Here is an 11,939-nt window from a genome sequence, read left to right as displayed (position 1 = left end):
CATGGACCTCACACAGCCTTCCTCCCACGCCTCCGCCAAGCCGGAACGCCCGGCATCGGGACTTCCCGATGTCGCCGTGTTCGACGACCGCCCGTTTCTGCGTCGTCTCGGCGTCATCGACTGGCTTTTCGCCCTCGCGATGGTCGCCGGCGCGGGCTTCGCGCTGAACCGCTATCACGCGTACATGGACGTGTACGACATGGCCGTGCTGGTCGGCGCGGTGCCGACTTTCGTCGTGCTCGGCTGGCGCTGGAAACCGGTGCGCCTGCTGATCGCGATGATCGCCGTGCTGGCGCTGTTTTCGATCCAGCTCTATCAGCACGATCTCGCGCGTGCCGAGACGAATTTCTTCCTCAAGTACTTTCTGTCGAGCCAGTCCGCAATTCTGTGGATGAGCGCGCTCTTCATCCTCGCGACGCTTTTCTACTGGATCGGACTCGTGACGCGCTCGCAGACCGGCGGCGCGATCGGTTCGCGCATGACGTGGGTCGCCGTGCTGATGGGCTTCACCGGCCTGATGGTGCGCTGGTACGAGTCGTACATGATCGGCTCGGACGTCGGCCATATTCCGATCTCGAATCTGTATGAAGTGTTCGTACTGTTCTGCCTAATCACGGCACTGTTCTATCTCTACTACGAACAGCACTATGCAACGCGTCAGATGGGCGCGTTCGTGCTGCTCGTGATCAGCGCGGCCGTCGGCTTCCTGATGTGGTACTCGATCGCCCGCGATGCGCAGCAAATCCAGCCGCTCGTGCCCGCGCTGCAAAGCTGGTGGATGAAGATTCACGTGCCGGCGAACTTCATCGGCTACGGCAGCTTCGCGCTCTCGGCGATGGTCTCAGTCGCGTATCTCGCGAAGCAGCGCGGTTTTCTGGCGGACCGCTTGCCGTCACTGGAAGTGCTCGACGATGTGATGTACAAGTCGATCGCCGTCGGCTTCGCGTTCTTCACCATCGCGACGATTCTCGGCGCGCTGTGGGCCGCGGAAGCGTGGGGCGGCTACTGGAGCTGGGACCCGAAGGAAACGTGGGCGCTGATCGTCTGGCTGAACTATGCGGCGTGGCTGCATATGCGCCTGATGAAGGGCCTGCGCGGCGCGGCGGCGGCCTGGTGGGCGCTGACGGGCCTGATCGTCACGACCTTCGCCTTCCTCGGCGTGAACATGTTCCTGTCGGGCCTGCATAGCTACGGCAAGCTCTGAGCGGTTACAGCGTGCCGGAAGAAAGCCGCCATGCATCGCGCTGGCGGTTTTTTTTCGTCTTGCGATGGAATACGGGCATCCAATCTGCTGTTTCCCCGTATAAGCATTCATGGCGACGCGTGGTGCATCGCGATGCAAAGGAACGACTATGTGGATCAGACGAAACCGCGCTCTTTACGGCGGCGACATCGCGGGTCATGAAATCACCCCGCGCGAGGTGTTCGAGAACCGGCGCCGTGTGCTGCGCTCGATCGGCGCATTCGCCGCGACCGGAATCGCCGGCGCGAGCGGCAACGCCTTCGCGACGCTGAGTTCGCCCGATGCCAAAGGCCAGAAGCTCGCGGCGAAAACGAATCCGCAGTTCGTCGCGCTCGACAAGCCAACGGCGTTCAAGGACATCACGAGCTACAACAACTTCTACGAGTTCGGCACCGACAAGGGCGATCCGGCGGAGCACGCGGGCACGCTGCGTCCGCGGCCGTGGAAGGTGTCCGTGGAAGGCGCGATCAAGAATCCGAAGGTCTACGACATCGACGACCTCTTGAAGCTCGCGCCGCTGGAGGAGCGCGTCTACCGGCTGCGCTGCGTCGAAGGCTGGTCGATGGTCATTCCGTGGATCGGCGTGTCGCTCTCCGAACTCATCAAACGCGCGGAGCCGACCGGTAACGCGAAGTACGTGCAGTTCATCACGCTCGCCGATCCGTCGCAGATGCCCGGTCTTTCGACGCCGATCCTCGAATGGCCGTATTCCGAAGGCCTGCGCATGGATGAAGCGATGAATCCGCTCACGCTCCTGACCGTCGGCCTGTACGGCGAAGTGCTGCCGAACCAGAACGGCGCGCCGGTGCGCGTGATCGTGCCGTGGAAATACGGCTTCAAGAGCGCGAAGTCGCTGGTGAAGATTCGTTTCGTCGAGAAGCAGCCGCCGACCAGCTGGAATCTCTACGCGCCGAGCGAGTACGGCTTCTATTCGAACGTGAATCCCGGCGTCGATCATCCGCGCTGGAGTCAGGCGACGGAGCGGCGCATCGGCGAGGACGGTTTCTTCGCGCCGAAGCGCAAGACGCTCATGTTCAATGGCTACGGCGATCAGGTCGCGTCGCTGTATCAGGGCATGGATCTGAAGAAGAATTTCTGAGCGATGCCGACTGCTTCCGAGATCAAGCGCTCCAGCGCGACACCGCAGGCGCGCAGCCGCGTGGCGCCGCTCAAGGTGGCCGTGTTCATCGCGATGTTGTATCCGCTCGCGCGCATTCTCGTGCTCGGCTTGACCGGCATAAACGGCGGTCTGGGCGCGAATCCGATCGAGTTCATCACGCGCTCGACCGGATTGTGGACGCTGGTCTATCTCTGCATCACGCTCGCGATCACGCCGGTGCGCCGCATGACCGGCATCACGGCGCTGGCGCGCTTTCGCCGCATGACCGGCCTGTACGCGTTCTCCTTCGCCGTGCTGCACTTCACGACGTACATCTGGTTCGACAAATGGTTCGATGTCGCCGAGATGCTGAAGGACATCGGCAAGCGGCCGTTCATCACGGTAGGCTTCGCGGCGTTCGTGCTGCTGATTCCGCTGGCCGTCACGTCGCCCAAAGCGATGGTGCGCAAGCTCGGCCGGCGCTGGCAGACCTTGCATCGCGCGATCTATCTGATCGCCGCGCTCGCCATCCTGCATTTCTGGTGGATGAAGGCGGGCAAGCACGATTTGGAACTGCCGAAGATCTACGGCTCGATCGTGATCGTGCTGCTCGGATGGCGTGCAATTACGTGGCTCCGAACGCGCGCGACACGGCGGCGCGCATAAAAAAAGCGATGCCTCGGCATCGCTTTTTTGCTGGAGCGCGGAAGCATCAGTCCGGCAGGACCGATTCCCCGGCGAACAGCTGCGTCACTTCTTCACGCTCGCGCACGAGACGCGCGCGTTCGCCGTCGACCATGATTTCGGCGGCGCGCGGACGCGTGTTGTAGTTCGAGCTCATCACGAAGCCATACGCACCCGCCGAGCGGATCGCCAGCAGATCGCCCGGCTCGACAGCCAGTTCGCGGTCGCGACCGAGCCAGTCGCCGCTTTCGCAAACCGGGCCGACGATGTCGTACGTGTGCGCCTTGCCATCGCGCTTCACGACCGGCACGATCCGATGAAACGCGCCGTACATCGCGGGGCGCGCGAGATCGTTCATCGCGGCATCGACGATGGCGAAGTTCTTTTCCTCACCCGGCTTCAGATATTCGACACGCGTGAGCAGCACGCCCGCGTTGCCGACGAGCGAACGACCCGGCTCGAAATACACTTCGCGCTCGCCGTGGCCGCGCTTCTCGATATGCGCGAGCAGCGTCTTCACGAAATCGCCGATATCGGGCGGCGTTTCGTCGTCATACGTGATGCCGAGACCGCCGCCGACGTCGACATGCCGAATGCTCATGCCGTCCGCTTCGATCTGCTCGACGAGGTCGAGCAGTTTGTCGAGCGCGTCGAGATACGGGCTGATTTCGGTGATCTGCGAGCCGATATGGCAATCGATGCCGACGACATCGAGATTCGGCATGGCGTGCGCTTGCGCGTAGGTTGCGCGCGCGTCGGCGAAGGCCACGCCGAACTTGTTCGATTTGAGGCCGGTGGAAATGTACGGATGCGTTTTCGCATCGACGTCGGGGTTCACGCGCAACGAGACCGGCGCCTTCTTGCCGAGCGACTTCGCCACTTCGTTCAACGCGTGCAGTTCCGGAATCGACTCGACGTTGAAGCATTTCACGCCCGCCTCGAGCGCCTCGCGCATTTCCGCCACGGATTTGCCGACGCCCGAGAACACCGTGTTCTCCGCCCGGCCGCCCGCCGCGAGCACGCGCGCGAGTTCGCCCGACGACACGATATCGAAGCCCGCGCCCATGCGCGCAAACACGTTGAGTACCGCGAGATTGCTGTTTGCCTTCACCGCGACGTGCACGGTTGCACGGCGTCCGGCGCAGGCATCGGCGTAGGCGCGATAGGCGCGCGTGAGTGCATCGCGCGAATAGACGTAGAGCGGCGTGCCGAACTGTTCAGCGAGCGACGCGGCGGAGACGCCTTCGGCGTGCAGCACGCCGTCGACGTAATGGAATGCGGAATCACTCATGTGCGAAAGAGAAGATGCGCCGACGAGGCGACAGGGCTTGCAGGATCAATACGCGGACGATGCGGCTTTCGGCGCCGATACCGCGTTGGGACTGGACTTCAATTCCGTTTCGGGCGATAGCGACAGCGGCTCGCCCGACGTGTCCGGAACGGTTCCGCGGCGCGCAGCCGTTTCAGCGCCGGGAGTGACGTTCGAAGGCGGCGTATTCTGGAGATCGTTGGGACGTTGCGGCAGCGGCGGCACGGTTGGCAGATAAAGCGGACCGCGTTGCCCACAACCACCGAGCGAGAGTGTTGCGGCGGCGCCGAGGCTCAAAGCCGCTACAATCGCGCTCATCCTGAAAACGACACGCATGACCGTCCCTATACCGTTTAATTGCGCTTAATTGCGTTTAATCGATGGAGTTTAGCATGACAGACCAGGAATACCTGACGCTGGCCGAGGCCGCGCTGACCGCCATTGAGCGCTCGGTTGACCAAGCCGAGGCCGATATCGAATTCGAGCGAAGCGGTAATGTGCTGACGCTGGAATTCGAGAATCGCACGAAGGTGATCGTGAATTTGCAGCCGCCGAAGCACGAGATCTGGCTCGCCGCGAAGGCGGGCGGATTTCACTATAAATACGTCGGCGGCGCGTGGCGCGATACGCGCGACGACAGCGAGTTCTTTGCTGCGTTGAGCAAGTATTCGAGCGAGCAGGCGGGCGAGCCGATCAGGTTCAAGGCCTGATTTCAGGCCGCAAAAACGAAACGGGCGGATCGTCGCGATCCGCCCGTTTCGGTGTTCAAGATATTACTGGCCCTTGAACAGATTCATGATGTCCTGCTTCTCCTGCTCGCCGACGTTTGGCGTGGGCGCCGACGTCGTCACGCCTGACACCCCTTCCTGCGGCGGCGCCTGACTCACACCGATAGTCGCGACGAAGCCGTGCCCCGGCGTCATGTCGTCGAAGTAGAGCTCACCGCCGAGCGACGTGACATCCGGCGGCGTCAGCGGCTTGTACTCAGGCACGCCCTTCAGCGCGCGACCCATGTAGTCCATCCACACCGGCAGCGCGAGGCCGCCGCCGGTTTCCTTGTCGCCCAGGGTGCGCGGATTGTCGTAGCCGATCCACGCGATCGCCACGAGCGAGTGCTGATAACCCGCGAACCATGCATCGCGCGAATCGTTGGTCGTGCCGGTCTTGCCGGCGAGATCGGTGCGCTTCAGCTGATTGGTCTTCGAGCCCGTGCCGCGCTGCGCGACACTCTGCAGCAGGCTGTTCATCACGAACGCATTGCGCGGCGTGATTGCGAGCGGCGCGCTTTGTTGCGCGACGAGCGGCTGCGGATGCGAAACGACGCGGCCGTAGGGATCGGTGATATCTGCGATCACATACGGATTCACGCGATACCCGCCGTTCGCGAACACGGCGTAGCCCGCCGCCATTTGCAGCGGCGTGACGAGACCCGCGCCGAGCGCCATCGGCAGATAGGCGGGATGGCGATCCGCGTCGAAGCCGAAGTGCGTGATGTAGTTCTGCGCGTACTTCGTGCCGATATGGCTCAGGATGCGGATCGACACCATGTTCTTCGAGCGCTGCAACGCCGAGCGCATGGTCATGGGGCCGTCGAAGCCGCCGCCGTAGTTCTTCGGCTCCCACGCCTGACCGCCGGTCTCGGCCGCGCTGAAGAAGAGCGGACCGTCATTGATGATCGTCGCGGGCGAGAGTCCCTTTTCGAGCGACGCCGAATAGATGAACGGCTTGAAACTCGAACCCGGCTGGCGCCACGCCTGCGTCACGTGGTTGAATTTGTTCTTGTTGAAGTCGAAGCCGCCGACGAGCGCACGAATCGCGCCGTCCTGCGGCACCATCGACACGAGCGCGCCTTCGACTTGCGGCAGTTGCGTGATGGTCCATTCGCCGTCGTCGTCCTTCATGAGGCGCACGATCGCGCCCGGACGGATGCGCGCGTTCGGCTGCGCGCGCCCGCTCAGCGCGGACTGCACGAAGCGCAGATTGTTGCTGCTGATGGTCGCCGTGTTGCCGTCGATGAAGCTCACCTTCACTTCCTTCGGGCTCGCCGACGTCACGACCGCCGCGACGATCTCGCCGTTGTCCGGATGCTCGGCGAGCGCATCGTCGATGGCCTGTTCGCGGTCGTCCGGATTCGCGGGCAGCTCGATATAGCCTTCCGGTCCGCGATAGCCGTGGCGATGCTCGTAGTCCATCAGGCCACGGCGCACTGCGCGGTAGGCGGCGTCCTGATCGGCGGAATCGATCGTCGTGACGACGTTCAGACCGCGCGTGTACGCTTCCTCGCGGTATTGCGCGTACATCATCTGACGCACCATTTCCGCGACGTACTCGGCATGCACGCTGAACTCGCGCCCCGCGCCCTTCACGACGAGCGGCTGATTCACCGCGCGCTCGTACTCGTCGCGCGTGATGAAGTTCAGTTCCAGCATGCGCTGCAGAATGTAGTCCTGCCGCACCTTCGCGCGCTTCGGATTGACGACCGGGTTATACGCCGACGGCGCCTTCGGCAGACCGGCGAGCATCGCGGCCTCGGCGAGCGTGATGTCCTTCAGATCCTTGCCGAAGTAGACCCGCGCCGCGCTCGCGAAACCGTACGCGCGCTGCCCGAGATAGATCTGATTCATATAGACCTCGAGAATCTGATCTTTGGTCAGCGCGCGCTCGATCTTGTACGCGAGCAGCATCTCGTAGATCTTGCGCGTGTAGGTCTTTTCGCTCGACAGGAAGAAGTTGCGCGCGACCTGCATCGTGATCGTGCTCGCGCCCTGCGACGCGTGGCCGTTGGTCAGCGCGACCGTGCCCGCGCGCAGGATGCCCGTGAGATCGACGCCGCCGTGATCGTAGAAGCGCGCGTCCTCGATGGCGAGCACCGCCTTCTTCAGATGATCGGGCACGTCCTGAATGCGCACGACGCTGCGGCGTTCTTCACCGAACTCGCCGATCAACAGGTGATCGGCCGTGTAAATGCGCAGCGGCACCTTCGGACGATAGTCGGTGAGCGCCTCGAGTGAAGGCAGATTCGGCATCGCGACGACGAGCGCATAGCCGAGCACCAGACCCGCGCACACGACGAGCGCAAAAATGCTGACGAACAAGCCGAGCAGCAGCCTCGCCCACCATGGGCGCTTGGCTTTCTTTTGCCTCTCGGGCGGCGGGGACGACGGGTTGGACGGGGAAGAGGATTGCATGAGCACCACCAAAAACAGTCACGCGATTATAGCCGCCTGCGTTTCGGACTTTTCTGAACGCTTACAACACCAGCGGCGGGCGCGCGGGCTCGCTGTTCTCTTCAAGATACCCGCGATCGTGTGCGGAAGCATCCTCTTATCGTGCGCGTTAGCCATTCGGACGAATGTTCCCGGCCGATCACGCTCGCGACAATTTCTCCACTTCGAGCGACCGAACGGTTCGGTGCGCGTATGAATGGGAGGAGTGAGTCATGAGCAAGGAAAACGCGTTGCGCAGCACGATGCTGACGGTCACGCGGCGCTACGCGGCGGGTCTCGACGTGAGCGAGGATGCGGTGCGGCTGGCGGTCGTCAGCAGACGGCTGCGCGCGAATGCGACGGTATGCGTCGAGCATCTGGAGTCGGTGGCGCTGCCGTCGGGCGCGGTGATCGACGGCGAGTTTGTCGATCGGCCGGTGGTCGTGTCGGCGCTGCGCGAGGTATTCGCGCACCTGCCGCCGAGCGGCGCGTGGCGGGCGCTGCGTTGCGCGATGGCGTTGCCCGCCACGGCCACGGTCACGACGCAGGTGTCGCTCGCTCGTCTGATGGATATGCGCGAGCCGCTGCCGCCCGCCGCCGGCCACGATCCGCGCGGCGTGCTCGAACCGGCCGTGCTCGCGGAAGCGGAACGCGCGACGGGCATCGAACGCGCGGCGCTGGCCGTCGACTGGTGCGTGCAGACGGATGAGAACGGGGATGCACGCGTGGCGATCGCGGCAACGGCGCGGCGGCATGTCGAGGCGCGCGTCGAGACGGCGGCGGAAGCGGGCATCGCGCTATCCGCCATCGACGGCGAGCCGGCCGCGGCGCTGCGCGCGATGCGTCATTGCGGCTCCGTCGAACTGGATGAGGACGCGCGTTATCTCGTGTGCTGGCTTGCGAGTTCGGGGCTGCACGGCTGGCTCGTCGGCTCGCGCGGCGTCGAACGCGAGGTGCGCTATCCCGCACCGGAATACGGGAGCTTGGCCGATGCGCTGCACGATCTCGCCGGTCGACATTCCCCGCCCGATTGCGTTTACGCGGGCGGTCAACTCGAATTGCTGGCGCACGCCGGCGTTCCGCTGCCGGTGTTGGGCAAGACGTTTGGCTGCCCGGCGCTGCCTTTCGAATCGGCGCCGTACTGCAACGGCGCCGCCGAGATCGCGGCCGCGCACAGGCATTCGCCGCGCTTCGCCGCCGCGTTCGGGCTCGCCTTGCGCGAGGTGATGCAATGACCGTCGTCATGCTCGAAGGATTCAATCTGCTTCCGTATCGGGCGCGCCGGCGTCGCGAAGCGCGGCGTCGTCGGCTTGCGACGTTCGCCGCCGCGGGCCTGGCGGGCTGTGCGGCAGTGGGCGCCGTCGCGGGCTGGGATGCACTCGAGCGCGCGCGTCTCGATGAGCGGCGCGCGGCTCTCGAGGCGTCGTTGCACGCCGCGAATGCGCAGGTCGACGAACACGCGCGGCTCGTGCGCGCCGAAGCCGAGCGGCGGCGCGCGCGGGAGGCGGCGCAACCGCTGGCCGCGCCGCGCGAGCGGTTTCTTGCGCTGCTCGAAGCGCTCGCCGAGCCGTCGCCGCAACCGGGCGTGGCGCTGCGAAGCGTCTCGCAGCGAACCGATGAAGTCGAACTTGCGGCGGTCGCGCCCGATTCGCAGGCGGCGGCGCAGTGGCTCAAGCGGCTGGAGCGCGTGCGCGGCGTCGAGGCCGTCGAAGTGATGGAGATGAAGCGACGCGCCAATCTCGCCACACGCGGCAGCCGTGCGGCGCCTGCGCGTCTCGAAGAAGCGTCGGGGCACTACGAATTCGTGGCGCTTGTGCGTTATTCGCCTGATCGCTCGCGCGATGCGGCCGCGTCGCATCCGCCGCGGCCAGTGCTCGCGGCGAATCGTCCGGCAACGCAGGGGACGCATCCATGAACAGCATCGCGATGAAGTTACCCGCCGCCCGAAAGCGCGAGCGCAATCTGCCGTCGATATGGCAACCGATCGACGAATGGTCGCGGCGACGCACCGCGCTCGCCGCGCTCGCTGTGGCTTCCCTCGTCACGGTGTTTGGCGTGCGCGCCTGGCGCATGTCGGACGCGAGCCAGGTCGATGCGAGCCGCGTGGAATGGGCGGCCACGCAGGCAAAGGCCCGGGACGCCGGACGCATCGCGGCCGAATTGCCGGAACTGAGGGCGCGGGTTGCGTTGCGCCGCCTGGAGCCGGAGCACTGGAGCGCCGCCGACGCATTGCGCGGCATCGCGGATATCGCGGCACAGAGCGGGCTGCGCGAAACGGCCATCGAGCCTGTGCCGGCGAAAATCGCGAAAGGCGTCGAGCCGAAAACGCCCGCGCCGACGCCGGAGCGCACGCTCAAGCTGCGCGCCCAGGGCAGTTTTGCGGAGATGCGCCGCTTTCTGGAAGCGCTTGCCGGCATGCCACGGCTTGTCGTGCCCGAAGGCGTGCAGATCCGGCGACAGCCGGACGCGCTCGTCATCGAAACCGCGCTGCGCGTTTTCGATTCGCTGCCGCCCATTCCGCTCGCGACGGCCTCGCCGCGCGCAAACGCGTTCATCGTCGATCCATTCGGCAGCGGCGAGAGCGCACCAGGCGGCGACATGCTGCTCGTGGGCACGTTCATCGCGCCGCGCCGCGTGATGGCGCTGCTGCAAAGCGCCGTCGATGTCGACGGCTTTGCGCCAGGGCAGAAGGTCGGTCAGGAACGGCTCGCGCGCGTCGTGCCGCGCACGGTCGAACTGGTTCGCGACGACGGTTCCTCGCGCAAGCTGACTATGACGGAGGATCGCCCGTGAGCCGCATCGCCCCGGTTTTGCACGCGGCGTCGAAGCCGCTCGTGGCCGCGCTTGCCACGCTATGGTTGGGGCACGCGCCGCTCGCCGCCGAAAACACGGAACGCGCGGATGCGACTGTCGTGCTGCCACCGCTTCCCGCCTCGCTGGATTCGCAATCGGCAGATCAGGTTTCGATCGACACGCGTTCACCACCCACGGTCGAGTCGCCGACCGACAAACCCGCCGCCCAGCCCGCTGCCCAGTCCGTCGAACCGGCGGATGCGCTGGAAGGACCTCCGGTCCCGTTGCGGCCGATCGAACGGCTGAGCAGCGCCGACCCGGCATCCGGCACGACCCAGAACGAAGGCGCAGGCAAGCCGATCACGCTCGACCTCAAGAACGCCGACTTGCGCGCCGCGCTGCATACGTTCGCGCAGTTCGCGGGACTGAACATCGTCGCGAGCGAGAAAGTGCGCGGGCAGGTGTCGATGAACCTCGTCGCGGTCCCGTGGCGGCGCGCGTTCGATACGCTTCTCGAAGTCAACGGCCTCGCCATGGAGCGCCACGGCAACGTCATCTGGGTCGCGCCGCTCGCGGAACTCGCCGCACGCGAGAAACTGCGCTTCGAGGCGCACGCGCGTGCCGCCGACCTCGAACCGCTCGCGAGCCGCACGTTCGTGCTGCGCTATGCACGCGCCGAGGACCTGAGCAAGATGCTGACCGGCGCAGGCAACCAGCGCGTGCTCTCGAAACGCGGTTCCGCCATCGCCGATGCGCGCACGAATCTTCTCTTCGTCACCGATCTCGACGCGCGCGTGCAGCAGATTGCCGAACTCGTCACGCGCATCGACAAAGCCGCGCCGCAGGTGATGATCGAGGCGCAGATCGTCGAAGGTGACACGGGGCTGTCGCGCGATCTCGGCGTGAAACTGGGGCTCGCGGCGCAGGCCGACCGGGCAGCCGGTTTCGCGGGCGGAAAGGATGGTGTGGTATACGATTTGTCGGCGGGTCCGATCAACGGTTTCGACGCCGCGAGCGCCGGGCTCACGCTGTTCGTCGCGCACGCGACGCGGCTGCTCAACGTCGAGCTGAGCGCGCTGGAGGCGCAAGGACGCGGACAGATTGTCTCGCGGCCGCGCATCGTTACGGCGGACCGGGTGAAATCCGTCGTCGAGCAGGGCATGGAAGTGCCGTATCAGGCGAAGGTCGGCAATGGCATGTCGGGCGTGCAGTTCCGGCGCGCAACGCTCAAACTGGAGGTCGAGCCGCAAATCACGCCGCACGGGCACGTCATCCTCGATCTCGACATCACGAAGGACAGCGTCGGCGAGCAAACGGCGAACGGCCCGGCCATCCACACGAAGCACGTCCAGACGCGCGTGGAAGTGGAAAATGGCGGCACGGTGGCGATCGGCGGCATTTATTCCGACGACGAGCGCGACGACACAACCGGCATCCCCGTACTGTCGAAGCTGCCGGTAATCGGCTGGCTCTTTCGTCACAGCGCGCGGCGCCAGTCGAAGAGCGAGCTCGTCATCCTGATTACGCCGAACGTGATCGCGTCGGGCGGGTGAGAGCGGGTGAGAGCGACCTGAGGCCGGCGGCCGGCGCGACTCGACAAAGCAC

General features: G+C 65.2%; 11 protein-coding genes. 8 read left to right on the top strand and 3 right to left on the bottom strand.

Going from position 1 to position 11,939, the window contains the following annotated elements; translation table 11 throughout:
- Position 1: 1 nt before the first annotated feature.
- The 3 genes from ccsB to msrQ all read left to right on the top strand — a co-directional run bounded on the left by ccsB (position 2) and on the right by msrQ (position 3,008).
- On the top strand, positions 2-1,204 hold the full coding sequence (gene ccsB / locus BRPE64_RS12280) for a c-type cytochrome biogenesis protein CcsB (RefSeq protein WP_016346451.1): 1,203 nt from the start codon (positions 2-4) through the stop codon (positions 1,202-1,204).
- 148 nt (positions 1,205-1,352) lie between these two features.
- Positions 1,353-2,342 carry a protein-methionine-sulfoxide reductase catalytic subunit MsrP gene (msrP, locus tag BRPE64_RS12275; RefSeq protein ID WP_044041631.1) on the top strand — a complete coding sequence of 330 codons (990 nt, stop codon included), beginning with the start codon at positions 1,353-1,355 and terminating at the stop codon, positions 2,340-2,342.
- A 3-nt stretch (positions 2,343-2,345) separates the two neighbouring features.
- Positions 2,346-3,008 (top strand): protein-methionine-sulfoxide reductase heme-binding subunit MsrQ, encoded by a 663-nt coding sequence (gene msrQ / locus BRPE64_RS12270; RefSeq protein WP_016346448.1) that lies wholly within the window; start codon positions 2,346-2,348, stop codon positions 3,006-3,008.
- Positions 3,009-3,054: 46 nt separating this feature from the next.
- Here msrQ and lysA read toward each other — a convergent pair whose 3' ends face one another.
- Both lysA and lptM read right to left on the bottom strand, forming a co-directional pair.
- A complete protein-coding gene (lysA, locus tag BRPE64_RS12265; protein WP_016346447.1) occupies positions 3,055-4,317 on the bottom strand; it encodes a diaminopimelate decarboxylase in 1,263 nt (420 codons plus the stop codon).
- 45 nt (positions 4,318-4,362) lie between these two features.
- Positions 4,363-4,671, bottom strand: a complete 309-nt coding sequence (gene lptM / locus BRPE64_RS12260) for an LPS translocon maturation chaperone LptM (RefSeq protein WP_044041630.1) — start codon at positions 4,669-4,671, stop codon at positions 4,363-4,365.
- 56 nt (positions 4,672-4,727) lie between these two features.
- On the opposite strand from lptM, the gene cyaY reads away from it, so the two are divergent.
- The gene (cyaY, locus tag BRPE64_RS12255) at positions 4,728-5,045 is read left to right on the top strand and encodes an iron donor protein CyaY (RefSeq protein ID WP_016346445.1); all 318 of its coding nucleotides are present in this window, start codon (positions 4,728-4,730) and stop codon (positions 5,043-5,045) included.
- A 63-nt stretch (positions 5,046-5,108) separates the two neighbouring features.
- On the opposite strand, the gene BRPE64_RS12250 is transcribed toward cyaY, so the two are convergent.
- The gene (locus BRPE64_RS12250) at positions 5,109-7,523 is read right to left on the bottom strand and encodes a penicillin-binding protein 1A (RefSeq protein WP_044042179.1); all 2,415 of its coding nucleotides are present in this window, start codon (positions 7,521-7,523) and stop codon (positions 5,109-5,111) included.
- A gap of 251 nt (positions 7,524-7,774) precedes the next feature.
- Between BRPE64_RS12250 and pilM the strand changes: the two genes are divergently transcribed.
- The 4 genes from pilM to BRPE64_RS12230 are packed head-to-tail and all read left to right on the top strand — an operon-like array spanning position 7,775 to position 11,887.
- Positions 7,775-8,776 (top strand): type IV pilus biogenesis protein PilM, encoded by a 1,002-nt coding sequence (pilM, locus tag BRPE64_RS12245; RefSeq protein WP_016346443.1) that lies wholly within the window; start codon positions 7,775-7,777, stop codon positions 8,774-8,776.
- Positions 8,773-9,456 carry a PilN domain-containing protein gene (locus tag BRPE64_RS12240; RefSeq protein ID WP_016346442.1) on the top strand — a complete coding sequence of 228 codons (684 nt, stop codon included), beginning with the start codon at positions 8,773-8,775 and terminating at the stop codon, positions 9,454-9,456. The genes pilM and BRPE64_RS12240 overlap by 4 nt, the downstream gene beginning before the upstream one ends.
- Positions 9,453-10,334, top strand: coding sequence for a type 4a pilus biogenesis protein PilO (pilO, locus tag BRPE64_RS12235; RefSeq protein ID WP_016346441.1), 882 nt, complete (start codon positions 9,453-9,455; stop codon positions 10,332-10,334). Before BRPE64_RS12240 ends, pilO begins: the two co-directional genes overlap by 4 nt.
- Positions 10,331-11,887: a type IV pilus secretin PilQ gene (locus BRPE64_RS12230; RefSeq protein WP_408608243.1), complete on the top strand. Its 1,557-nt coding sequence runs from the start codon at positions 10,331-10,333 to the stop codon at positions 11,885-11,887. Before pilO ends, BRPE64_RS12230 begins: the two co-directional genes overlap by 4 nt.
- The last annotated feature ends 52 nt before the right edge of the window (positions 11,888-11,939 follow it).

Source organism: Caballeronia insecticola, from assembly GCF_000402035.1.
GTDB lineage: Bacteria > Pseudomonadota > Gammaproteobacteria > Burkholderiales > Burkholderiaceae > Caballeronia > Caballeronia insecticola.
This window is presented reverse-complemented; position numbering and strand designations above follow the sequence as displayed.

What these genes read in the sequence shown, in the direction of transcription:
- ccsB (WP_016346451.1), top strand. Translation starts at nt 2, where the DNA reads ATGGACCTCACACAGCCTTCCTCCCACGCCTCCGCCAAGCCGGAACGC.
- msrP (WP_044041631.1), top strand. Translation starts at nt 1,353, where the DNA reads ATGTGGATCAGACGAAACCGCGCTCTTTACGGCGGCGACATCGCGGGT.
- msrQ (WP_016346448.1), top strand. Translation starts at nt 2,346, where the DNA reads ATGCCGACTGCTTCCGAGATCAAGCGCTCCAGCGCGACACCGCAGGCG.
- lysA (WP_016346447.1), bottom strand. Translation starts at nt 4,317, where the DNA reads ATGAGTGATTCCGCATTCCATTACGTCGACGGCGTGCTGCACGCCGAA.
- lptM (WP_044041630.1), bottom strand. Translation starts at nt 4,671, where the DNA reads ATGCGTGTCGTTTTCAGGATGAGCGCGATTGTAGCGGCTTTGAGCCTC.
- cyaY (WP_016346445.1), top strand. Translation starts at nt 4,728, where the DNA reads ATGACAGACCAGGAATACCTGACGCTGGCCGAGGCCGCGCTGACCGCC.
- BRPE64_RS12250 (WP_044042179.1), bottom strand. Translation starts at nt 7,523, where the DNA reads ATGCAATCCTCTTCCCCGTCCAACCCGTCGTCCCCGCCGCCCGAGAGG.
- pilM (WP_016346443.1), top strand. Translation starts at nt 7,775, where the DNA reads ATGAGCAAGGAAAACGCGTTGCGCAGCACGATGCTGACGGTCACGCGG.
- BRPE64_RS12240 (WP_016346442.1), top strand. Translation starts at nt 8,773, where the DNA reads ATGACCGTCGTCATGCTCGAAGGATTCAATCTGCTTCCGTATCGGGCG.
- pilO (WP_016346441.1), top strand. Translation starts at nt 9,453, where the DNA reads ATGAACAGCATCGCGATGAAGTTACCCGCCGCCCGAAAGCGCGAGCGC.